General features: G+C 42.9%; 20 protein-coding genes, 1 riboswitch and 1 other annotated feature. Of the genes, 6 read left to right on the top strand and 14 right to left on the bottom strand.

Features of this window, described 5'->3' with window-relative positions; all coding sequences use genetic code 11:
* Positions 1-10 precede the first annotated feature (10 nt).
* Genes MKY17_RS20645 through MKY17_RS20660 form a run of 4 tightly spaced genes read right to left on the bottom strand, consistent with a single transcriptional unit; the run spans position 11 to position 2817 of the window.
* Positions 11-754 (bottom strand): ABC transporter ATP-binding protein, encoded by a 744-nt coding sequence (locus MKY17_RS20645; protein WP_339200532.1) that lies wholly within the window; start codon positions 752-754, stop codon positions 11-13.
* Complete coding sequence (locus MKY17_RS20650) at positions 738-1520, bottom strand: ABC transporter permease (RefSeq protein WP_144551105.1); 783 nt, start codon at positions 1518-1520, stop codon at positions 738-740. Before MKY17_RS20650 ends, MKY17_RS20645 begins: the two co-directional genes overlap by 17 nt.
* Positions 1517-1801: a thiamine-binding protein gene (locus MKY17_RS20655; protein WP_034309193.1), complete on the bottom strand. Its 285-nt coding sequence runs from the start codon at positions 1799-1801 to the stop codon at positions 1517-1519. Before MKY17_RS20655 ends, MKY17_RS20650 begins: the two co-directional genes overlap by 4 nt.
* An 11-nt stretch (positions 1802-1812) precedes the next feature.
* Positions 1813-2817: an ABC transporter substrate-binding protein gene (locus tag MKY17_RS20660; protein ID WP_098369948.1), complete on the bottom strand. Its 1005-nt coding sequence runs from the start codon at positions 2815-2817 to the stop codon at positions 1813-1815.
* A gap of 134 nt (positions 2818-2951) precedes the next feature.
* Positions 2952-3060, bottom strand: a riboswitch (TPP riboswitch).
* A gap of 302 nt (positions 3061-3362) precedes the next feature.
* Between MKY17_RS20660 and MKY17_RS20665 the strand changes: the two genes are divergently transcribed.
* On the top strand, positions 3363-4190 hold the full coding sequence (locus MKY17_RS20665) for a protein-glutamine gamma-glutamyltransferase (protein ID WP_339200534.1): 828 nt from the start codon (positions 3363-3365) through the stop codon (positions 4188-4190).
* Between the two features lie 93 nt (positions 4191-4283).
* Here MKY17_RS20665 and rarD read toward each other — a convergent pair whose 3' ends face one another.
* The 7 genes from rarD to ezrA all read right to left on the bottom strand — a co-directional run bounded on the left by rarD (position 4284) and on the right by ezrA (position 13339).
* Positions 4284-5213, bottom strand: coding sequence for an EamA family transporter RarD (rarD, locus tag MKY17_RS20670; protein ID WP_098369947.1), 930 nt, complete (start codon positions 5211-5213; stop codon positions 4284-4286).
* 80 nt (positions 5214-5293) lie between these two features.
* A complete protein-coding gene (locus tag MKY17_RS20675) occupies positions 5294-6895 on the bottom strand; it encodes an amidohydrolase (protein ID WP_144526542.1) in 1602 nt (533 codons plus the stop codon).
* A 152-nt stretch (positions 6896-7047) separates the two neighbouring features.
* Entirely contained in the window at positions 7048-8631 is a 1584-nt protein-coding gene (locus tag MKY17_RS20680) for an acyl--CoA ligase (RefSeq protein ID WP_141993925.1), read from the bottom strand.
* A 135-nt stretch (positions 8632-8766) separates the two neighbouring features.
* A complete protein-coding gene (locus tag MKY17_RS20685; RefSeq protein ID WP_034309203.1) occupies positions 8767-8973 on the bottom strand; it encodes an alpha/beta-type small acid-soluble spore protein in 207 nt (68 codons plus the stop codon).
* 82 nt (positions 8974-9055) lie between these two features.
* Positions 9056-10267 carry a tRNA uracil 4-sulfurtransferase ThiI gene (gene thiI, locus MKY17_RS20690; protein WP_098369944.1) on the bottom strand — a complete coding sequence of 404 codons (1212 nt, stop codon included), beginning with the start codon at positions 10265-10267 and terminating at the stop codon, positions 9056-9058.
* Positions 10264-11412, bottom strand: coding sequence for a cysteine desulfurase family protein (locus MKY17_RS20695; RefSeq protein ID WP_339200536.1), 1149 nt, complete (start codon positions 11410-11412; stop codon positions 10264-10266). Before MKY17_RS20695 ends, thiI begins: the two co-directional genes overlap by 4 nt.
* A gap of 232 nt (positions 11413-11644) precedes the next feature.
* Positions 11645-13339: a septation ring formation regulator EzrA gene (gene ezrA, locus MKY17_RS20700; RefSeq protein WP_098369942.1), complete on the bottom strand. Its 1695-nt coding sequence runs from the start codon at positions 13337-13339 to the stop codon at positions 11645-11647.
* A gap of 166 nt (positions 13340-13505) precedes the next feature.
* Here ezrA and hisJ point away from each other — a divergent pair, with 166 nt between their 5' ends.
* On the top strand, positions 13506-14309 hold the full coding sequence (gene hisJ, locus MKY17_RS20705; RefSeq protein ID WP_098369941.1) for a histidinol-phosphatase HisJ: 804 nt from the start codon (positions 13506-13508) through the stop codon (positions 14307-14309).
* 1 nt (position 14310) lies between these two features.
* Here hisJ and refZ read toward each other — a convergent pair whose 3' ends face one another.
* Positions 14311-14967 (bottom strand): forespore capture DNA-binding protein RefZ, encoded by a 657-nt coding sequence (gene refZ / locus MKY17_RS20710; RefSeq protein WP_098369940.1) that lies wholly within the window; start codon positions 14965-14967, stop codon positions 14311-14313.
* 154 nt (positions 14968-15121) lie between these two features.
* Between refZ and MKY17_RS20715 the strand changes: the two genes are divergently transcribed.
* Together MKY17_RS20715 and rpsD are read left to right on the top strand one after the other, a co-directional pair.
* Positions 15122-15601, top strand: coding sequence for a GAF domain-containing protein (locus MKY17_RS20715; RefSeq protein ID WP_098369939.1), 480 nt, complete (start codon positions 15122-15124; stop codon positions 15599-15601).
* Positions 15602-16131: 530 nt separating this feature from the next.
* The gene (rpsD, locus tag MKY17_RS20720) at positions 16132-16734 is read left to right on the top strand and encodes a 30S ribosomal protein S4 (RefSeq protein ID WP_098369938.1); all 603 of its coding nucleotides are present in this window, start codon (positions 16132-16134) and stop codon (positions 16732-16734) included.
* Positions 16735-16832: 98 nt separating this feature from the next.
* Here the strand turns inward: rpsD and tyrS are convergent, their stop codons facing one another.
* Positions 16833-18089 carry a tyrosine--tRNA ligase gene (gene tyrS / locus MKY17_RS20725; protein WP_098369937.1) on the bottom strand — a complete coding sequence of 419 codons (1257 nt, stop codon included), beginning with the start codon at positions 18087-18089 and terminating at the stop codon, positions 16833-16835.
* Positions 18090-18156: 67 nt separating this feature from the next.
* Positions 18157-18373, bottom strand: a binding site (T-box leader).
* 148 nt (positions 18374-18521) lie between these two features.
* Between tyrS and MKY17_RS20730 the strand changes: the two genes are divergently transcribed.
* Positions 18522-21554 (top strand): transglycosylase domain-containing protein, encoded by a 3033-nt coding sequence (locus MKY17_RS20730; RefSeq protein ID WP_098369936.1) that lies wholly within the window; start codon positions 18522-18524, stop codon positions 21552-21554.
* Between the two features lie 132 nt (positions 21555-21686).
* On the opposite strand, the gene acsA is transcribed toward MKY17_RS20730, so the two are convergent.
* Positions 21687-23405, bottom strand: a complete 1719-nt coding sequence (gene acsA, locus MKY17_RS20735) for an acetate--CoA ligase (protein ID WP_098369935.1) — start codon at positions 23403-23405, stop codon at positions 21687-21689.
* A 345-nt stretch (positions 23406-23750) separates the two neighbouring features.
* Between acsA and MKY17_RS20740 the strand changes: the two genes are divergently transcribed.
* The gene (locus MKY17_RS20740; protein ID WP_339200538.1) at positions 23751-24383 is read left to right on the top strand and encodes a GNAT family N-acetyltransferase; all 633 of its coding nucleotides are present in this window, start codon (positions 23751-23753) and stop codon (positions 24381-24383) included.
* Positions 24384-24392: the final 9 nt, after the last annotated feature.

Consider the following 24392-nt stretch of genomic DNA (forward strand, 5'->3'; position numbering starts at 1 on the left):
ATCGCCTCCCTTAAATAGAAAAAGTTGGTTTCAGTGCTGCATATAAGTCTCTCTTCAAATGAAAAAACTCATCACTAAGAAGCTGTTCTTCACTTCTTGGCCTTGGAAATGGAATTTCCACTTCTTTGATGACAGCAGCCGGTTTTGCTGATAACACATAAATCCTATCTGAAAGGAAAACCGCTTCATCTATGCTATGCGTAACAAAAAGCACCGACCTCCGATTTTCTTCCCAAACCGACAACAGCCATTTTTGCATTTGCAATCTTGTCAGTTCATCCAAGGCAGAAAAGGGTTCGTCCAAGCACATCAAGTCCTGTGGACTTAAGATACTCCGGATGAATGCGGCCCTTTGCTTCATGCCACCAGATAATTCATGCGGATATGCTTTCTCGTACTCTTCTAATCCAGCTTTCATCAAAAGGGCTTTTGCCTTTTCTTTATCTCTGACCCCAGCAAGTTCACTTCCAAGCAAAACATTTTCCAATACCGTCCTCCAAGGTAAAAGGGAAGGCTGCTGAGGCATATAGCTGATATGGCCCTTTAAGCCATTTATCTTTTTACCATCCAGTGAAATGATGCCATGATCCGGCTTCAAAATGCCGCCGATCAAGTGGAACAATGTACTTTTACCGCTGCCTGATGGCCCAAGGATCGTGACAAATTCTCCTTCATCCACATGGAAATTCATCTTCTCCAATATATTCTGTTTATCATCGAAAGAATAGGAGACGTCTTTAATTTCCAGCTTCATCCTTTTCGCCCTCCTTTCTCTTCCAAGAAACTAAGTATTTCTCCAGGATGGTGATGATTCCAAAAAAGATCAGGCTCATTCCCATGATGATGAAAATGGCAACAAACACCCGATCTGTCCTGAACGCAGAGGAAGCGAGAGTCATATAAACACCAATCCCCGATTTTGCTCCAAGCCATTCCGAAATAACCGCACCCATTACACTATAGGTGGCTGAAATTTTCAGGCCGGAGAAAATGAACGGAATCGAGTGAGGAAGTTCCAGCTTCCAAAATAACTGATTTTTTCCCGCTCCCATCATCTTGAAATAATGCTTAAGTTCGTATGGTGTCTGGCGAAAACCTTCCAATGATGCAACCGCCACCGGAAAAAAACATACAAGCGAAATCACTATTAACTTAGGCAGCATGCCAAAGCCAAACCAGATCACCAAGAGCGGCGCCAAAACAATGATGGGTATATTTTGTGATAGTATGAGCAGAGGATAAACCGCGTCCTTCACACCGGGAAATAGGTGTAAAATTGCCGCGATCAATAAGCCGATGCAGCTTCCAATAAAAAAACCCGACAACGCAAGCTCGGTTGTGGATATAAGGTGTCCGTAAAGATTGCGGGACGACTCAATTCCTTCAATGAAAATGGCCGATGGAGCGGGAAGCAGCCATTCTTCGACTTTCAATAAGACTGTCACTGACTCCCATACTATCAGCAACAATAATAAAAGAAAGAAGGGAGCCCCCTTCTTCCAAATTCCCCTTCCGATCATGCGCGATATTTCTCCGTTAACGTATCCATCGTAATCCCGCTTGGCTGATATAATATTTTCACTTGGGAAATGACATTCGGCGATCCTATTTCAATCATTCTTACATTCATTTTTTCTATCACGGCAAAAAGTTCGGAAAGCTCACCCTCCATTGTCGTTTCTAGCGGGTGAACCTCATACTTGACACCTGATTCTTCAATGATCTTGATTGCTTCATCGACCATAGGGATGACATTTTCCCCTTTAGGAATAATCTGTATACTAATTAATGAGTTGGCCATTGTATTTCCTCCTATTTTGGTAAAAATTCATTGGTAAATGCCTTTTCAGGATCGAAATCACCTTCAAGAAGCTTATTTTCAGTCATCCAATCACTGTAATTCTTCCAAATTTCAAGCTTTTGTTCACCCCATCGCGGAGCATCATCCTGATACTTGTCTGCAAGCCACTCCTGGCTTTTCTTCACTAGTTTTGCATCAAGATCCGGTGCAGACTTAATTAATATGTCCGCTGCATCGTCAGGATTCTTGATCGCAAACTGGTACCCTTTCGAAGCTGCTTGAACGAATGCTTTAACAGTCTCCGGATCTTCTTTTATCATCTTTTCATTCGTAGTTAATACAGGCGTATAGTAATCAAGCTTATCAGAGTATTCGGTTAAGTAAACCATATTAAGCTTTTCATTTCGCAATTCAGCCTCAATGCCTGTCCATCCATAATAAATCCAGGCAAAATCTATATCCCTTTTAACCGAAGTGAAAAAATCCGTGTCTCCTGTATTGACTATATCCACTTTATTTACATCCGCATTTTCTTTTTTCATGAGTGAATCAATGATGGCCTTTTCAACCGGAGACCCCCAGCCGCCATACGTTTTCCCTTCAAAATCCTTGGGAGTTTTAATGTTCTTTGCCTCAGGGGAAGCGAATCCCGAGGTATTATGCTGAATGACGGCAGCTACCGAAACAATCGGCACGCCCTGCACGCGGGCCTGCGTTATGCCCTCCTGGTAACTCACGCCAAATTCAGATTTCCCTGAAGCGACAAGCTTATCAGCTCCGGCTTCACCTGGCATGATAATTTCCACATCAAGACCTTGTTCTTTAAAATAACCTTTTTCCTTGGCTACATACAATCCTGTATGGTTTGTATTCGGTGTCCAATCGAGCACGACCGATACTTTTTTTAATTTTTCATTTCCTTCATTTTTAGATGCTTCTTCTTTTTCATTAGTTCCGCCTGCACCGCATCCAGCCAAAAGGAACAACGAAGTTAACAGTGGCAAGAATTTATTCAAGTCATTATCCTCCTACACATCATATAAGTTCCATATGCCGGAACCATAATGGGGCTCCAGGGTTTATTCAAATACTGGATAAAAAAGCAAAAAACGCCCGAAGATGAATTCGGACGTTAACATACAAAACAGAAAATCAGTAATAATATGTTCCCTCCGCTGGCATCATCCAGATCAGGTTCAAAGAGTCAGCATCTAAAGGATGCAATCTCAGCCAGCATACTGGCCCCCCTACATTTCTCGCACATATGAACTTTTCTCTCTCATTATATCAATTCATGGGGAAAAAGGAATACTAATTTGCTTCTTCTCGCTAATTGGAAAGGTATTCCTTGCACTCTAGGATATCTAGCAAAACATCTTTTGGAATGAAAGCAATAAAATTCTGCCTCTTTTCATTCCAATCATTCTCGGCTGCAACGGTGGCTGACACGTTCCAAATAGTCAATTCAAAGCTTGCATTCATATAATGAGCATTACATGTAGACATTTTTGTTTACCGGTTTTTAAACCGTTAATTTCATAAGCAAAAGGTGGATATGATCATGATAAAGATTAATCACAAATGGTTAGATGTCAGTCAAATCCAACCAGGAATAGCATCTGCTAAATCGCTTGAAATTGTCCAATTGCTGGCGGAGGATTCTAACGTTTTTGAATATCGGAACTTTGGAGAGTTTAATTTCGAGATTCAACTGAGGAATCGAGTCATTGCGGCAGCTATTGCGTTGGATAAAAGTAATGTAGAATTTTCCACACTTGAGGAATCGGAATCCAATAAACAATATTGGCGCCTTTCAAAGGATGGCACCTTTACCCTTCAGCCAGGGATTCTCCCTCATGCTGCAATCGTTGACATTTTCATAAATGGAAGGCTTTATGCTTTCGAATGCGGGACAGCAATAGTCGTCACTTTTTTAAAGGCCATTTTGGATTTAATCGGCCCGAGGAATTTCGACAACCTTTTTTCAAACCTAGTTTTATATGACTGGCACCCTCCACAAAATATGGCTCTCATCATTCATCAAGGAAGGGATTATTCACCAGGTGATTGCGTTTACTTCAAAAACCCTGAACACGACGAGGCAACTCCTGAATGGCAAGGTGAAAATGCCATATTATTAGGAAATAACCTCTTTTATGGCCACGGGATCGGGATTACCAGTGCACAGGGAATCATCACTGAATTAAATAGCAATAGAAAGCCGTTCGCCACCATATCAGCATTCCTGACAGATCATATCATTTTCCTGGATAGTTCCTTCTATAATAAATTCCAACTAAATATCCCCCGTGCAAAGCCTGATCACAGTCCTGTCAGCCTTTCCAATTGTATTGTTTCTGAAATAGGTTCGAATATTTACCTTTCATGACCCTGGCATTTCCCCTATGCCGTATAGCCGTTTCATTAAATACCAGCATAAAAAAAATGCTTGGGGAGAAATCTCCCAAGCATTTTTTGTTATTCACGCACCAATATTCCCTTTGCCTTTGAACCTGCGGGCACTTGCCTGACCCCATTTCGTTATGGATAATGTATAAACAGCCAAGGCTGACCATATGAACAAAAAGGCTAAAAGATGTGCTTTAGTAAAACTTTCATGATAGACGAATACCCCGATCAATAAAGATAAGGTCGGAGCGATATACTGAAAAATGCCAAGCATCGATAACGGGATCTTCTCCGCCCCTTTCGCAAAATATAAAAGAGGCAATGCCGTGACAATCCCGCCGCCCACCAACAGCAGGCTTGTGCTTCCCTCTGTAAAGAATTGCATTTCTGACCTGTTCATCAAGTATATCAGGTAACCCAGGGCAAGAGGCGTTACCATCATCGTTTCGAGCGTCAGCCCGATCGCCGATTCGGCCTTGATCATTTTTTTTGCCAGACCGTATAATCCGAACGTCATGGCCAAAACAAGAGAGATCCACGGGATCGTGCCAAAATGAATGCCAAGGATCAAGACTCCGATTCCTGCAAGCAGGAATGAAATGATTTGGGCCCTGCTCAATTTTTCTTTTAAGACTATCACTCCCAATAGTACACTGACTAGCGGATTGATATAATATCCAAGGCTCGTGTCGAGGATCCGTCCTGAGTTAACGGCCCAGATGAACACTCCCCAATTAGCTGTAACAAGCAGTGACGCCGTTAGTAATGCAGCAAAGAGTTTGGGATTTCCCAATATGTTTTTGACATAAACAAGAAACGCTTGCCATTTTTTCATGAACATCAATAAAACCAGCATGAACACGAAAGACCATAATACCCTCTGAGCTAAAATTTCTGTTGCACCGACTCCCTGAAGGAACTTCCAGTAAATCGGCACGACTCCCCACATCATGTAAGAAAGGGCTGCATAGATCGCCCCTTCTTTTTGTTCATCCACTTTCATAACAAGCCTTCTTTCCATTTACATTCCTTTATCTAATTCCATCTAACAATTTTGTATTCGCATTTCTTTTTTTGCAACTGTTATTTTTTATCATACATGATTTTGTCATCGATGACCGTCATGACCGCCTCAGCTTTTAGGAGATCATCCGGCGCAACAGTAAAAACATCCAGATTAAACACGGTAAAATCGGCATCGTACCCTTCAATGATCACACCGCGACGTTTTTCCTGGCCGATTGCTGCAGCACTCCCTTTTGTATACAGTGCGAAAGCCTCGTATAGGGAAAGCCTTTCGCCCAAGCCATATACGGTCCGGTCCTCACTGTTGATTTTCATCCTTGTGACAGCTGCATGAATGCCCAAAATTGGATTTAATGGTTCAATGGGTGCATCCGACCCTCCCGCACAAATGATGCCCAACTTCAAATAGGTTTTCCAAGCATAGGATGATTCCAATAGATCGGCTGGAACCTTTTCTTCCACCCACGGGAAATCGGACGGGACGAAACCCGGTTGGATATCAAAGATTACCGGCAGCTTTGCCGCCCGCTCCAACAGCTCCGGCCGGACAATCTGCGCATGGATGAGCCGGTCTCTCTGCCCCTTTTTCGGGGGGAGGGCTTCTATTGCATTCAAGACGTATTCAAAAGCGAGATCGCCAATCGCATGGACAGCAATCGGCATTCCGGCATCCCTTGCTTTTTTCACCCATTCCTGAAGCTCGTTTTCAGTGAATATCGCGACTCCATTCGTATCCTCTTGATCTACATAAGGCTCGCTCAACAGGGCTGTGCGTCCGCCCAAGGAGCCGTCGGTAAATATCTTCATGCTGTCGAATTTGATATATCGCGTACCTTTCTGATAGCCGCCGCCTGCTGCCAGCATTTCTTCAAACGCTTCGTGATGGACGAGCAAATTGGCGCGAAAGGCCATTTCCCGGTCCTCGATTACCGATTTAAACGCCTGATATGTCGGCATGAAGCCATTGTAATAATGGAGGTCCTCTGTATGTCCGCCAGTCAAACCTAGCTTATATGCGTCTTCTATGGCCTCTGTGAGCGCGTTTTCGATATACTCTTGATCAATGCCGGGAAGACTGTCTAAAATAAGGCTCTGCGCCTGACTTTCTTTAAATAAACCATTCAAACGTCCGTCAGGATAACGGCAGATCACCCCGCCTGAAGGTTCTTTTATATCTTCTTTAATATCCGCTTCCAAAAGGGCGCGGGAATTGACCACCAAGGCATGACGGCAGATCCTTTTCAATACGATGGGATGTTCTGTCGATATCGCGTCAAGCTCATCCCGTAATATCAATTCAGGACTCGGCCATTCATTTTCATTCCACCCTTCGGCAACAATCCACTTTCCAGCCGGGGTTTTTGAGCACTTTTCCTTCAAGGATTTCAAGATGGACTCCCTGCTATCCATCAAAGAGAGGTCTAAACGTAGCAGCCTTTCACCATGCCCGACCAAATGAAGGTGACTATCCACTAATCCCGGCAGCATCGTTTGTCCATTTAAGTCGATTTCCCTGGAAATATTGCCGGCATATTCATTTTTCAAATAGTCCAGGCTGCCAGTATCAACAATTACCCCCTTTTCAGTGAAGACTGCCTCTACTTGATCGTTTTCTTTAATCATCGTATAAATCGACCCATTGAACCATAACGTTCCCATTCCGGCTTTACACTCCTTATTAAATGATTGTTACTGTGCAGATATGCAGTAAGTGTACCATCTCATATCATGAATTCCCAAATTTATGCTTTTATCCAAACACCTGTTAATAAAAAAACGCCAGCCGTGGGGGCTGACGGTAATGCTATCAATCAATTGTTAAGGAGTGCTTCTTCCCTTTTGCGTAAATCTACCCGTTTGATTTTACCTGATGTCGTTTTGGGCAGCTCTTCTAAAAATTCGATTTTCCTTGGATATTTATATGGGGCAGTCAATTCTTTCACGTGCGATTGGAGCGTCTGGATCAAGCCTTGACTGTTCGGATCGATATCCTCCATCAGAACTACATATGCCTTGACCACATTTCCCCTTATTTCATCAGGGCTTGCGATAACGGCACACTCTTTAACAAATGGATGCTTAACAAGTGCATCTTCCACTTCAAACGGTCCAATCGTATATCCCGAGCTGATGATGATATCATCAGAACGACCCTCAAACCAGAAATAACCATCTTCATCCTTTTTCGCTTGGTCGCCGGTGATATAATAGTCCCCGCGGAATTGCTGCGATGTCCGCTCGGGATCTTTAAAATATTCTTTAAAGAGAGCAGGTGTATCTACATGTACGGCAATATCCCCCACTATGCCAGGAGAACAAGGTTTACCGGAATCATCAATGATTTCCACATGGTTGCCCGGAGTCGGTTTGCCCATGGAGCCCAATTTAATTTCCATGCCTTTCGTTACACCTACCAGCAGGGTATTTTCGGTCTGACCATATCCATCACGCACTTCAATATTGAAATGGTTTTTAAAGACCTCGAACACTTTTTGATTTAAAGGCTCTCCCGCTGATACAGCACTATGAAGATGGGATAAATCATAGTCATCAAGGTTATCTGCCTTTGCCATCAATCGATACTCGGTCGGTGTGCAGCATAATGCATTCACTTTGTAGTCCTGGAGCAGCTGAAGATATTTTTTCGCCTCGAACTTCCCATGATAGGCAAGACCGGCCGCTCCCGTTCCCAGAACCGCCAGGAAAGGACTCCAGATCCACTTTTGCCACCCTGGGCCTGCAGTTGCCCAAACCACATCCGTTTCGCTGATGCCGAGCCAGTTTGCTGCAGACGTTTTCAAATGTGCATAAGCCCATCCATGTGTATGGACGACCCCTTTTGGATTTCCTGTCGTTCCGGAAGTATACGATAAGAACGCCATATCCTCACTCTTCGTGTCGGCCATAGTCAGCTGATCTGATTCCTCATCGGCAAGCTCATTCAAATCCAGCCAATTTTCGATTCGTTTTCCGATTGAAAATTTCAGGAGACTTTCCGCCCCTTCTATTTCATTCAATTCATGAGTATATTCATGATAACTGATGATTCCTTTGACATCACCATGGTTGACTCGATACTGCAAGTCCTTCGCACGAAGCATTTCGGAACAAGGTATGACAATCATGCCAATTTTCAATGCGGCTAAATACACTTGATAAGCTTCCACCAAACGAGGGATTATGATAAGGACCGTATCACCTTTACCCAGTCCTTTTTTCTTGAAGGCATTTCCGATTTTATTTGCACTTTTTAATAAATTCTCATATGTAAGTTGTTTTTTATCCCCGGTTTCATTCTCCCAGAGGACGGCAACTTTTTCTGGATCTTTTGCAAAACGTTCCATTTCACTCACTAAGTTGTAATGTTCCGGAGCCAATAAGTCTTCACGCTTCATATTCTTCCCCTCCAATTATGAACTCTTAGTACCTACTCATTATACAAGATACTTCTCTAATATTTCTATTTATTTTTACAAATAAATAAAGAGAGCGGGTGTTAGAACCCGCTCTCTGTAGCCATGTTTATTAAATTATCTGTTGAATCCTCCGCCTAATTGTTGTTCAGCCATTTGAACAAGGCGTTTTGTGATTTCTCCACCAACTGAACCGTTAGCGCGAGATGTTGTGTCGGCACCAAGTTGTACGCCGAATTCTGTAGCGATTTCATATTTCATTTGTTGTAGAGCTTGTTCCACTCCAGGTACCAATAATTCGTTTGAGCTGTTGTTGTTTGCCATGTGTTTTTCACCTCCTTGTGATTATAGAGTGTGTTAAAACACATGGCTTCATTCGTTCAATTTTATTGGTAATTACAGGATATTAAAATAAGTCTTCCATCGCTTCTTCCTTATCGAAAGTCTGACCAGGTTTAACCGTTAATATTTCTGTTTCGGAGACCGCTTTTTCAATCAAGGATTCAAAGTCGACGAAGCTTTCATAGTAATTGACTTTTTCACGTTTCGGTTTCGTTTTTGGGCTTGCCGGCGTAAAGACCGTACAGCAATCCTCGTACGGCAGATTGGATATTTCAAAAGTATCAAGTTCTCTTGCAATTTTGATGATTTCTGTCTTATCCATGGTAATCAGCGGACGCAGGATCGGTGTATTCGTCACCTCATTGATGGCAAACATGCTGCTCATCGTCTGGCTCGCAACCTGTCCAAGGCTTTCACCGGTAATCAGTGCCATGGCTTCTTCCTTTTCACGGATTCGATCGGCGACCCGCATCATTAAACGCCGGGTTGTAGTCATTGAGTAGTTTTCCGGGATTTGTTTTTGAATCAATAATTGGATTTCCGTAAATGGAACGATATGCACTTTCATGCTTCCACTTATTTCTGCAAGCTTGCCTGCCAAATCAATGACCTTTTGACGTGAACGTTCGCTTGTGAACGGCGGGCTGTAAAAATGGATTGCTTCCACGTCCAATCCCCGTTTCATCGAAAGGAATCCCGCAACAGGGCTATCAATCCCGCCTGAAAGCATCAGCATCGCCTTCCCGCTTGAACCGAATGGAAGACCGCCTGCCCCCTGGATGATTTCACCTGTCAAATACACGGCTTCGCGTCTCACTTCCACTAGCAGGTTCAAATCAGGGTTCTTTACATCCACTTTTAAATCTTCTGTATTTCGAAGTAAATGCCCGCCAATTGCCCTGTTAATTTCATCGGTATTATATGGAAAATCCTTATCCGCGCGTTTTGTCGTGATTTTGAACGTGTTCACCTCTTCAAGAGTATGATTAAGATAATACAATGCTGCCGTTTTCATCACTTCAAGATCACGCTCTATTTTTATTGCAGGGCTTAATGACTGAATTCCAAAAATGCCTTTCAACCGCTCAATGACAGGCTTATGGTCCGCACCGTTCAAGAGAACGTACATCCGCTCCCGGTTGGCAGTAAGCACTACACCTTCTATATCTTTTAAACTCCAGCGGATATGTGCCTTCATTTTGTCTACAAAGCCTTTACGGTTTCTTTTTTTCGTGGAGATTTCTCCATAGCGGATAATTATATGATCAAATTTCATTTTGCAACCCTCATTATTTTTTCTAAATTAGCGACTATTTTCTGTATCGCCGCCAGAACATGCTTTGCTTCTTCCATTTCATTGCTATAGGTAGTACTGATTCGGATGACGCTTTCGGAACGGGCTGAATTATGGAACATCGCATCCACCGTTTTGCTTACCGTTCTTTTTTTCGAAGAACAGGCACTGGTCGTCGAAACATATATTCCTTCCGATTCAAGTGCATGCAGCAATACCTCGGATTTAAGCCCCGGAACGGAAAAATTCATAATATGGGGTGCACCCTTTTCAGGACTGTTAACCATTACTCCGTCCATTTCCTTCAAGCCTTTATATAAATAAGTTTTGATTTGCTGCAGCTTATCATGATACAGCAATTGATTGTTCATACTAATACGCAAAGCCTTCGATAGGGCGACGATTCCCGCAACATTTTCGGTGCCGCTCCTGATTTTCGTTTCTTGATTGCCACCATGGAAAAGCGGATCGACCCGAACGCCTTCACGAACATAAAGGATGCCCGTCCCCTTCAAGCCGTGAACCTTGTGGCCGGAAATTGTACATAAATCCACATTGGCTTCACGCAATGATAACGAAACTTTGCCTGTTCCCTGTACATTATCGACATGAAAGAGCACGTTTGGGTATTTTTTTAACAATTTGCCAATTTCAGCAATCGGCTGTATCGAGCCAACTTCATTATTAACATGCATGACGGAAACCAAAATGGTATCTTCCCTCAATGCTTCCTTAAGATCCATTACATCAATTTGCCCAAATTCGTTAACGGGAAGATATGTGATCTCAAAGCCCATTTTCGTCAATGATTGGCATGCATCTTCTACAGATGGATGTTCAATCGCTGTCGTGATTATGTGTTTGCCGCGATTTCCCTGAGAGTGGGCGGCCCCTTTGATGGCAAGATTATTTCCTTCCGTCCCCCCGGAAGTGAAATATATTTCCGAACTCTTCACCTTTAATAAATCAGCGATTTGCTTTCTTGCAGCGGAAAGCAGTTTTTCGGATTGCACCCCAAGTCCATGAAGCGAAGAGGGGTTTCCGAAATAGTCCGAAGCAACCTTCATGAATGATTCGATTACTTCGGGATATGGTTTTGTTGTTGCACTATTATCAAAATAAATCATGGGTTCACCTTCCATGTTTTTGTATCTATGATGGTCACTCTACTAAATATAAGTTTCAATGTTGCTGTTGCAACTTCTAATATTAACATAATTGAATTTGAAAGAGAATGTAAAACACTGGTCCACTGAATGATAGGAGACCTGCTTCTTTTTATTCCTGCAGAATGATTTAACTTCCCGCCTAGTCTATTCAGGGTCCTGTAAAAGAAAAAAACCCGCCATGGCGGGTTTTTTAGGAAAGGACTTCTTCTATGTTCGCCCCGATTTTTTGTAAACTGCCTGGGTCGACCTTTTCTATGGCCGTGGCTGCCGTTTCCAATGCGGCTTGATATTCGTAGCTTCGGAATTTGGCCTCCGCCTCCCTAAGGCTCTCGGCAACCATATCGTGACTGCTTCGATAGCGATTTCCGAATTGGATCACCTTTTCGGCCAAATACATATGTTCGATCAATTCATTGGCTTTTTCGTGGACCCTATTCACCTGTTGAACCGCCTTTTCCAAATAAATATAAACAGAGGCCATGTCAAGCGGCTTTTCTTCAAGTTTCCCCTGAACGTCATCCATGCTTTCTTTGGCGTCCTGAAGCACCACTTTATACTCTTCTGGGAGACCTGGAATATTGCTTTTTGTAATTAAACGTCCAGTATCGACCATTTTGCGTTTCAATTCGGCCAATGCATCCCTGGCATCCATTTCATCTTTTCGTAAAGCCTGTAATTTAAGGGTAAAGTCTTTCTGATTTTCCTGTAATTCCTTCAACTGTGCCGCCAGCCCCTGCATCTCTTCACTGATAAGGGAGCTTGCCATCACATTATCCTCCATTTTCAAGACGAGCAATTGATGGCGTTTCGAAATCTGGGCAATCTGCTTTTCCATTTTCCGTTGTGCATCGAGCTCATTTTCCGTCAAATGATATGTGTGTTGAACATGTATGGTTTCAACTTTAAGTTTATCGTTTTCATATTCAAGGTCACTTAACGTTTTTCTGAGAACTTCATCATTTTTCAAGATATACTGTTTTGAAAGTACTTCTTTTTCCAAAAGGTCATACAGCACTTCAATGCTTTCGCGCATTTCCTTAATGCCCTTTTCCACGGCTTCCGTTTCGGCATTCTCCAATTGTGTTTTATATAGTTCCAGTTCTTCCTCAAGCCGTGATATTTCCTGCTCGAATTGGATATGGCTCAACAGATAACCTTGCCCTGACATCTCCTCATAACCATCCTTCAATTCATGAAGCTGGGAATGCAGCTCTGATTGGCTATCTACCAATAATTTTGGGAGCATTTCCATTTTAACTGACAGAAGCGCCAATTTTTCCTTAATGGATAGAACAAGCTCCCTCGCATTCAAATAATTGCCGTTCACGGTCTCTTCTTCATACTTCTGGAGGATTTGCACTACTTCATCCAAGGAATTTTCCAGCTTATCAGCCGCTTTCCCATAATTATGCCTGTGAGCAAGCAGGGATTTCTTCAATTGACGGTAGGATTCTTTGATATCCTCAATTTCCAATCGATTCTTTTCCTCACTGCCTACGAGTTCATTCAGTTCGTATAAGATCTTTTTGATCATTTCTTCGATTTCATTCAGCTTGACTGTAATTTTGCGCTGTACCTCTTTTGATCGGCTGAAACGGTATTTATCGACGAATTCCTCGGCATCGAATAAAAGCTCTTCGACTTCGGGCATATGATCCGTAATGATGGCGTCCCATTCAATGCGCCAGTTTTCGAACATTTCCTCTGTTTCACCTGTCATGTTCAATTGTTTGACTTTAGAAAGCTCTTCCAGCACGGGGCGGTGCATGATGCTTATTTTCCAGGATTCCAGTCGATCGATTTCTTTAAAATATTTCTTTTTGAAAAAATAACCCCAAATGATGAAAATCAAAATTAATACAATTACCCCAATTATGTAATCCATGGTAAGCCCCCTGTTCTAGTCCTTACAGTCTTGCTCGTTTATATCAATTTTAAAAATGTTAAATTTAATGCTTTTATGATACCATGTTAGCAATAATTTTTGACGAGAAAAATGATTTTTTTGTAGAAAATTGCTACAAATACCTGTTTTTTGGGAGGGAAGAACCATGAAAGCTGACGGTCATGTGCACACTCCGTTTTGCCCACACGGCTCTACGGATAAATTCGATGAATATATTACGCGGGGAATCGAGCTAGGATTAAAGGAAATCACATTTACGGAACATGCTCCATTGCCACGAAATTTTCAAGATCCTACCCCTGAAAAAGACAGCGGCATGGACGCTGCCCTGCTCCTGGATTACTTTCAAGAGCTCCGCGTACTGAAAGAACGCTATAAAGACAAAATCCTGATCAAAACAGGCCTCGAGGTTGACTTTATAGAGGGGTATGAAAATGAAACAAAAGCATTCCTCGACGAAATCGGAGAATTCCTTGATGATAGTATACTTTCCGTCCACTTCATCAAGCATCAAAACAGTTGGCATTGCATCGATTTCAGCGATAATGGTTTTGGTGAGATTGCCAATGAACTAGGTTCAGTGGATTCGGTTTATACCAAATATTACGATACACTGGAAAAATCAATTGAAGCTGATTTAGGCATATATAAACCAAAACGGATCGGGCACATTACGCTTGTCCATAAATTCCAGCATCGATATCCGCCGGCATCAAGTTTTGACGAGCGGGTTTACAAGGTTCTCGACATGATCAAGGATCAAAGGTATGAACTAGATTATAATGGAGCCGGGCTTGTAAAGCCGCTATGCGGTGAGCCCTATCCTCCTGAACGATTTGCAAAACGTGCTTTAGATCTCGGAATTCCGCTTATTTACGGTTCCGATGCCCATCAGGCTAAAGATTTGGGTCAGGGCCATCAGGCACTGATTGCAGGTTTTAAAGGGTAACTCATGTAAACACTTCAGGCCGGCCGGCTAACAGTGGCTGTAAGTCTTCGGCAATGAAAAGGGTATCTTGCAGAAAACGTCCGACTTCATTGGCATAAATATTCGTGTAATAGGCTTCCTGCGGGAAGACATGAAGCACATCCATCGCATAATGGGTATGCAGGACAGGGGCCGTCAATAATCCCTTCAACTGCAGCATATACATGGGAACGGAGACCTGCTGGAAACTCCTGCTCTTGATTCCTTGTTCCAAAATATATTGAAAATAAGACTTTTCCTTAGTAAAATAAGTCGAATGAATTTCGCGGTTTAAATTGGAATCGAGTGAAGATTCCCCATATATGAACCGTGCAGCAAGGAAGTTTTCCCTCTGGAAAGCAAGAATATCCTTTACAAGATTCATCAAGCAATGCTGCGGGCCTTTAAGTTCGAGCAATGTCATGTTCTTATCAAGGACCAGGATATACTCTTCTAAATAGGAAATGAAACAGAATTCCAGCAACCCCTGTTTATTCTTGAAATAGTAGGCAATATTTGCAGCGTTCACTTTCGCTTTATTCGCAATATCCCGTATGGATGTAGCATGATAGCCTTTTAAATGAAATAAATGCAATGCGGCTTCCACAATGGCTTGTTTCGTTGGCGTCTGGCGATTCATTCAGGCAATCCCTCGCTTTCTTTGAGACAAGTCTTGTGGACTACTTCTTCACGGAAGAGCCTGAATCCTTTAGTAAGTTCTCGACAATTTCCCAACAATAAAGCATCATGATTAGATAGTGCTGTAAAAATATGCGGAAGACAGGTGAACGCTTTTGTTTAATGTCGAAATGTATCAAGGAAAAAAAGAAAAAAACTATGAACTGGTCCAAAAACAACTACTTGCATTAATCGAAGATGAAACGAACCAAATAGCCAATTTAAGCAATGCGGCAGCTTTACTTAATCTTTTTCTCGATGAGATTAACTGGGTAGGCTTTTATTTATATGAAGAAGGCCAATTAATTCTAGGACCCTTTCAAGGTCTTCCAGCCTGTGTCCGCATCCCAATGGGCAAGGGCGTATGCGGGACTTCAGCGGCAACTGAAAAAACCCTGCGCGTAGAGGATGTCCACCAATTCCCTGGACATATCGCCTGCGATGCGGCATCAAGATCTGAAATTGTCATACCGCTCATGAAGGATGGCAAATTGCTCGGTGTCCTCGATATCGACAGCCCGATAACGGACCGTTTTGACGAAATGGATCAGCAAGGACTGGAGAAGTTCGCTGAAATCCTTTCCAATCATCTATAATGGAAAAGGGAGCGGCAAACCTTGCCTGCTCCCTTTTCCATTACAGGACCCGTTGTACATGTACCCGGTCCTTTCCTGAACTTTTCGCAATATAAAACCCCTCATCGGCCCTTTTGACATTTTTAGCGAAGAATGAAACACACCCATGGCATAGGCACCCAAGAAATGTCTCAAACCATCCATAATTTTTGGATTCATTATTTCATAATGCTTACAATGAAAAAAAACACTCTATAAATTGCATTTTTTTAATATTTTGTATTTTCCTGCTGTGATTCTCTTTATCTATTCCTTAATAAATCATAACTGTCCTTGACTCATTGAGCAGAATATTATACAATACTCCTTGTGTAAAATATTGCAGCCTATGTGACAGCCTTTATGTTCTCATTTTGTTCCTCAATTCAGAGGTGTATCTCGTAACTCTCTGCTGCTAGGGCGAAGGTACATGAAAACAAAATGGTCATGATCGTACATTCACACGGTTTTTATTTTACCAAAATAAAAACATTTAAAGGAGGAGTCATCCTATGGCTCGTTATACTGGCCCAAGCTGGAAACTATCCCGTCGTTTAGGAATTTCCCTAACAGGTACTGGTAAAGAATTAGAAAAACGCCCTTATGCTCCAGGACAACATGGTCCTAACCAACGCAGAAAAATTTCTGAATACGGAATGCAACTGCAAGAGAAACAAAAACTTCGTCACATGTACGGAATCACTGAACGTCAATTCCGTTCAATGTTCGACCGCGCTGGCAAACTTAAAGGTGTTCATGGTGAAAACTTCATGATTCTTCTTGAATCACGTCTTGACAACCTAGTTTACCGTCTTGGTTTAGCTCGTACACGTCGTCAAGCACGTCAACTTGTTAACCACGGTCACATCACTGTAGACGGAAGCCGCGTAGACATTCCATCTTACAAAGTGTCTCTTGGACAAACAATCTCAGTTCGTGAAAAATCACGCAACTTCTCAATCATCAAAGAATCAGTTGAAGCAACTAACTTCGTTCCTGATTTCCTTACTTTCGATGCTGAGAAATTAGAAGGTACTTTCACTCGTTTACCAGAACGTTCTGAATTGCCTGCTGAAATTAACGAAGCTCTTATCGTTGAGTTCTACTCTCGTTAATAACTTCAAAAAACCTCATCCTTGGATGGGGTTTTTTTTTGCACCTAAACACCCTTGCATGACAAAGCCCGGCTGGGATTCAGCCGGGCTTTGAACAATCATTTCACTAATGTGTATTTCTTCTTGCCGCGACGAACGAGGATGAACTCCCCTTCAATCTTGGCAGCTTCCGTCACTACATATTGCAGATCAGTCACTTTCTCCCCATTAATGGAGATTGCCCCATTCTGAATATCTTCACGGGCTTGACGCTTTGATGGCGAAATTTTCGCTTCAACGATTAAATCGACCAAACCGATATCTTCTTTGCTCTCACGTTCGAAGCTAGGGACATCTTTAAAGCCCAATTTGATTTCCGCTGCACTTAAATTCTTCACCTCACCGCTGAATAGGGCGGCAGAGATTTTGATTGCTTGGTCAAGAGCTTCCTGACCATGAATCAAACGGGTCATTTCTTCCCCTAAAGCTTTTTGTGCTTTACGCAAATGCGGTTCGGACTGTACGGATTGCTCTAACTCTTCAATCGCCTCACGAGATAGGAATGTGAAGAATTTCAGGTATTTCACGACATCAGCATCGGCTGTATTGATCCAGAATTGGTAAAATTCATACGGAGTCGTCTTTTCCGGGTCAAGCCAAATCGCTCCGCCTTCCGTCTTACCGAATTTCGTTCCATCCGCTTTCGTTACGAGCGGGATCGTCATACCGAATGCTTTAGCATTCTCATCATTGGATTTCCTGATCATTTCAAGACCGGTCGTAATGTTGCCCCATTGATCACTGCCGCCAATTTGCAATTTACAGTCGTAATTGCTGTATAAATGACCGAAATCAATTCCTTGTAAGATCGTGTACGCAAATTCAGTAAAGGAAATTCCCGTATCCAAGCGGGAAGCAACCGTATCTTTTGCCAGCATGTAGTTTATACCGATGTATTTCCCGTAATCCCGCAAGAATGTAACCATATCGATTTTACCTATCCAGTCATAGTTATTGACCATGACCGCACCATTTTCACCGTCGAATTCAAAGATGTGGGATAGCTGCCCTTTTATGCAGTCTGCATTATAAAGCACTTTTTCCAGAGTTTGCAGCTGGCGTTCCTCTTTTTTACCGCTTGGATCACCAATAAGTCCAGTCGCACCGCCTACTAGCACAAGTGGACGATGTCCGTGCTGCTGGAAACGGCGCAATGTCAAGAATGGCAATAGATGTCCGATGTGCATACTATCCGCAGTTGGATCGACACCACAGTATAAAGAAATTTTCTCTTTTTCTAAAAGGGCCTTAAAACCCTCTTCATCCGTTTGTTGATAAATAATCCCTCTCCACTCGAGGTCTTTAAGCAATTCCATTAAATATTCCTCCTCCATCTTAGAAAAAACCCGCAAAAAGCACACAAAAACGCCCCTTCATAAAATATGAAGGGACGAATGAATTCGCGGTACCACCCAACTTGAGGACATAATATGCCCTCCGCTCAAGACGAATAACGGCCGTCAACCGTTTCCTGCTACTAATCATTTCACAGCAAATGCTCAAGGAAGTAATTCATCATACCATTTGTACCGATTTCCACTAACCACCGGCTCTCTGAAACAGGGATAGTCTGACTACTGGGTCCTATCATCGCGATCATTTAATCATTTTATTATTGTTAATAAACTTTTATCATACATAAGAATCATTGTCAACACCACTCTTACAGATTCTAGAAAAATAAGAAAGATGCCTTTCCCCTACCTGTTATATGCTATAATATATGTGATTTCAGGGGGTATGATACGATGAATAATAATCAAAAAGATAGATTTCTAACAATCTGGAAGCAGCTGACCCGTTTTTTTCAAAATGAAAAAACACACAAAAACGCGCGGGTTACATACCAAGTCATTTGGAATTTAACGCTGATCCTCATTATTGTCGGGATTCTAGGATTCTCATTCGCCGGCGGCGTCGGGGCCGGCTATTTCGCTGCCCTCGTCAATGATGAGCCGGTACGCTCAAAAGAAGATTTAAAAAAAGACATTTACAATTATGAAGAGACCTCTGAAGTATACTTTGCTGATAACGTATACTTGGGCAAGCTTAAGAGTGACCTTGAGCGTGAAGAAGTGTCCATCGATAAAGTTTCCGAGCATCTAAAAAATGCAGTCATCGCTACAGAAGATGAGTATTTTTATGAACATGATGGAGTTGTCCCGAAAGCCATCCTGCGTGCCGTTTACCAGGAATTTTCAAATGCATCCGTCCAATCGGGAGGAAGTACATTAACACAGCAGCTCATTAAAAACCAGGTCCTCACCAACGAAGTATCATTTGAACGGAAAGCAAAAGAAATCCTTCTTGCGCTCCGGGTCGAAAAGTTCTTTGAAAAAGAAGAGATTTTGGAAACCTACTTAAACGTCTCCACTTTGGGACGAAACTCTTCAGGCCGTAACATCGCTGGTGTCGAGTCCGCCGCTGAAGGTATTTTTGGCGTGGAGGCCAAAGATCTGACACTGCCCCAATCAGCCTTTATCGCTGGATTGCCGCAAAGCCCTTTCGGTTATACACCATATACCCAGAAAGGAAAACTGAAAGAAAATCAAGAGCCCGGCATCAACCGGATGAAAACCGTTTTAAAGCGGATGTATAGTAACGGATACATAACAAAAGAAGAATATGATAAAGCAGTCGCATACGACATAACAAAAGACTTTATCGGTAAAACGGAGATGCCATCCGAGAAATATCCATGGCTCACCTATGAAATCGAAAAACGCTCCATCGAAATCCTATCTGTCAGTCTGGCAAAAGAAGATGGATATGAAGAGAAAGATTTAAAGAATGATGATTTAAAAGATCAATATCTAGCACTTGCCGATCGTAAGCTGCGTCAAAACGGCTATCAGATCTATACGACAATCGATAAAAAGATTTATGACAAGATGCAGGAAGTAACGAAAAACTATCCGAATTACGGATACGATAAGACGGCACAAGTCGTCGATCCTGATACGAAAGAAATGAAAACGGTGAGTGAGCCCGTTGAAGCCGGGGCCATTCTTATCGAAAATAAAACAGGAAAAATCATCAGTTTCGTAGGCGGCCGTGATTTCAAGCGGGAACAGACGAATCATGCAACTGCATCACTGCGATCGAACGGATCAACGATGAAGCCGCTGCTCGTATATGGCCCAGGTATTGAGTTAGGAAAAATCTCACCTGGAAGTGTATCAGCCAACGTACCCATTTCCATTCCAGCAGGCAGCAAAGCGTGGCGTCCAGGAAACTATGGCGGCGGAAGCTATACGGGGGTAACGACAGCCCGTGAGGCACTTAAGAATTCCTATAATATCCCTGCAGCGCTCTTTTACATGAAAATAATCAACCAAAGGCCTGCTGCCTATTTGGAAAAAATGGGCTTTACAACTGTAACGAATGGGGATTACTCAAATCTTGCCATGTCATTGGGTGCCATGGACAGAGGTGTAACCGTTGAAGAGAACGTCAATGCATTTGGCACATTTGCCAATTCGGGGGAATTCGTCGATGCTTATATGATCGATAAAATCGTATCGAAAGATGGCGAGGTCATCTATGAACATAAAGCGAAACCAGTGGAAGTATTTTCTCCGCAAGCCGCTTACTTGACGCTTGATATGATGCGTGATGTCGTAAACAGCGGGACGGCCGCTTCGGTCAGAAACCGACTTGCTTTCTCAAGTGATTGGGCAGGTAAGACCGGAACGTCCCAAAACTATTGGGACGCTTGGTTCGTCGCAAGCAATCCAAATGTATCATTCGGTACATGGCTCGGATATGACACACCTAAATCCTTGCAAGGGACCTACAATGGTCTGGAATATAATAAACGTAATATGTATTATTGGGCGGATCTGATCAATGCCGCATACAAAGTCGATCCTAAACTCATCGACCCTGATAAGCGATTTGAAATGCCGGGCGGAATTGTCAACCGTTCCTTCTGTGGCGTTTCAGGACTGCTGCCTTCAAGTGCATGCCAAAAGGCAGGTCTTGTAAAATCAGATTTATTCATCGCCAAATATGCTCCATCCAGGGCGGATGATAGTTTCATAGATGGACAATATGTATCAGTCGGCAGCAAACGCTACGCAGCCCTTCCGCAAACGCCTGGCGAATTCACAAGCGGCGGGTTCATGTTGAATCCCGATTCCTTTGCAGATATCGGACTGAAATATGTCGTTGACCCGGGATCCGTGATTCCTGGAGGCGAAAAATCAGGAAATGTCGTCGGGGCGAAAGCGAAATTGAATGATAATGGCAAAGCACCAGATCCCCTATCCATAACGATCAGTAACGATAAGATTACATGGGGTCTGCATCATGAAGGAGATGTCGTCGGTTATCGTGTCTATAAGGACGGCAAAAAAGTGGCGAGCATCAATGCTGGTGGGAATCTTGTTTACAAAGTCGGCTCAGGCGGTTCCTATTACGTAACGGCCGTAGACATAGTCGGTAAAGAATCAGCCCCTTCCCAACGTGTTGAAAGCGGCGTTAAAAAAGCAGGTTCAAAAGAAGATTCCGCAAAAAATAAAGATGATCGCGGAAAAGATAAAGTAGCTAACGAAGATAAAAAACCAGACTCAAAAGAAGAGAACGGTTCAGATAAAGATAAAGAACCAGAAAATGAAACAAATAAAGATAAAGAGCCAGCCCTAGACAAAGATCAAAACAAAGAAAATACTGATAAAGAAAATCAAGAGACCGACAAAGTTCAAGACACTGTCAATGATAAAGACACTGTCAATGATAAAGAGCAAGACACGGATAAAGCTGAAGAAGAGGAAGAATGACACTCTTTCTTGAACTAAAACAGGCTGTCGGGTTAGCCCGACAGCCTGTTTCCTTATAATCTCCCAAAAAGGCATCCATGAAAGTGACAATGGATGCCTTTTCCTTTTCAATAATCAGCATGACTCAGTTTCTCAGTCCTCCATCGATGATAAATCACCAGTTGGCAAATCAAGTTCCCAAGCTTTCAGGACACGGCGCATGATTTTACCGCTTCTTGTTTTAGGAAGCTTATCCCTGAATTCAATTTCACGAGGTGCCGCATGTGCTGCTAGACCATGCTTTACAAATGTACGAATTTCCTCAATCAACTCATCGTTTGCATCGTATCCGTCACGAAGGGCGATAAACGCTTTGATAATTTCCCCCCGAACCGGATCCGGCTTACCGATGACACCCGCTTCAGCTACGGCTGGATGCTCGACCAACTTGCTTTCCACTTCGAAAGGTCCAACTCTCTCCCCTGCCGTCATGATGACATCATCCACACGGCCTTGGAACCAGAAATAACCATCTTCATCCATATATGCGGAATCCCCGGACACATACCAATCACCTGGCATAAAGTAAGATTCATATTTCGCTTCATTCTTCCAGACGGTCTTCATCATCGAAGGCCAGCCTTTCTTGATGGCAAGGTTCCCCATTCTATGCGGTGGAAGCTCGTTGCCTTGATCATCCACTATCGCCGCCTTCACACCAGGAATCGGTTTACCCATCGAACCCGGTTTGATTTCCAGGCAAGGATAATTGCAGATGACCTGAGCTCCGGTCTCCGTCATCCACCATGTATCATGGATACGGTGATTGAATACCTTCATCCCCCAGCGCACCACTTCCGGGTTCAACGGTTCGCCGACACTTAAAATATGGCGGAGAGTGCTTAAATCGAACCGCTTAACGATTTCGTCACCTGCGCCCATCAGCATCCTGAAGGCCGTCGGGGCACTATACCATACCGTGACACCAAAGTCTTCCAAGGTCTTGTACCAGGATTCAGGCTTGAACCGCCCGCCTACAATGACATTCGAAGTCCCTGTCAGCCAAGGTCCAAAGATCCCGTAAGACGTCCCTGTCACCCATCCAGGGTCCGCTGTGCACCAATACACGTCCTCATCCTGCAAATCAAGGACCCATCTTGCCGTTTGATAATGCTGGATCATCGCATTATGAACGTGTAGCACTCCTTTTGGTTTACCTGTGGAACCGGAGGTATAGTGAAGAATCAGACCGTCATTCCGATCCACCCATTCAATTTCGAATTTTTTGTCGGCTTCTTTTAATTTTTTATTGAAGTGATGGAACTTTCCTTCTTCTTTTATATTTTCCCCCACCAAGAAAATATGCTTTAAATGGGGTAGCTCATCCACTGGGACGCGCGGCAAAAGTTCAGGTGTCGTCACGATCACACTTGCCTCACTATCTTCAAGACGATCCCTTATTGCGCCTTCCATGAAGGCTTCGAACAACGGCCCTACGACCGCTCCCGTTTTAATCGCGCCCAACAATGCAAAATAAAGCTCCGGGGAGCGAGGCATGAAGATGAAAACACGATCACCTTTTTCCACATTTGCAATGTTCTTGAACACATTGGCCGCCTGATTCGTATAATCTTTCATTTCCTTGAATGTATACTTTTCATTTCTTTTATCGTCTTTGTAATAAAGGGCTACTTTATTCTTTTTGTATGTTTCGACATGGCGGTCAATGGCTTCATGTGCAAGATTCACTTTACCGGTTTCAGACCAGGAGAATTCCTTTTCCGTCTCAGACCAGTCAAACTTCTTGTATTTTTCATCATAATTCTTTAAATTAAAATTACCTTCCACTACTGGCAACGCTTTCACATTCATACGACAAACTCCCCCTTCATTCGGCTCTATATTTTTATTATAGTATAAGAAGACAATTTTCTCAATTTTTAAAATATTAAGTATTTCCATATTAGGGAAAATTCAGCTTGCTGAATTTTGAAAATTACAAGTATGTTATAGTTAAGGTGAATTCATGTTGATGGCTCGGAAAGAAGAAGCACTGTAACAAAAGATTCATATATGTGTTGAACTTTCTAAATTATGCCCCTTGTTTTTATGTATAATTTATTTAAGCTTTCCATTCGGTCAGTTTTTACAAGCAATGCTTCTTATACTCCGGAATGCTAGAGTGTAAGATTACTACATAACAAGGGTGGTGAAAGAATGGAATATAATAAGACCTTTTATACTAAGGAACTGCAGACATTAAGCGGGACGCTCATCATCGAAGGGCCGTTGAACGGCGAAAAAATGTCCGCTTATGAGTTTCACGAAGACTTGGTCGCCTTTCGCCCGCCTGCTTTGCAGCATAAAGCGTTAATAGAGATTGCAGACTTGCCTGAGGGCAGGATCTTTATCGCCCGTGAAAATAAAACGATCGTGGGATATGTAACTTACTTATATCCCGATCCATTGGAGCGCTGGTCGGAAATTAAGATGGAGGACTTGATTGAGCTTGGTGCAATCGAGGTCATCCCTGAATACCGGGGTGCTTCCGTCGGGAAGAACCTGATCCGCCTTTCCATGGAAGACGATTCGGTTGAAGACTTCATCATCATCACCACTGAATACTATTGGCATTGGGATTTGAAAGGGACAGGACTGAATATTTGGGACTATCGCAAGGTCATGGAAAAAATGATGAGTGCGGGTGGCCTGGTCTACTTTGCAACAGATGATCCTGAAATCAGTTCCCACCCGGCCAACTGCCTGATGGCCCGTATCGGCAAAAGAGTCCCGCCGGAATCCATCCAGAAGTTCGACCAATTGCGTTTTATGAATCGGTTTATGTATTAAAGAGGCGAA

Origin of the sequence: Peribacillus sp. FSL P2-0133 (assembly GCF_037975445.1) — a bacterium.
In the GTDB taxonomy this organism is placed as follows: Bacteria; Bacillota; Bacilli; order Bacillales; family DSM-1321; genus Peribacillus; species Peribacillus simplex_E.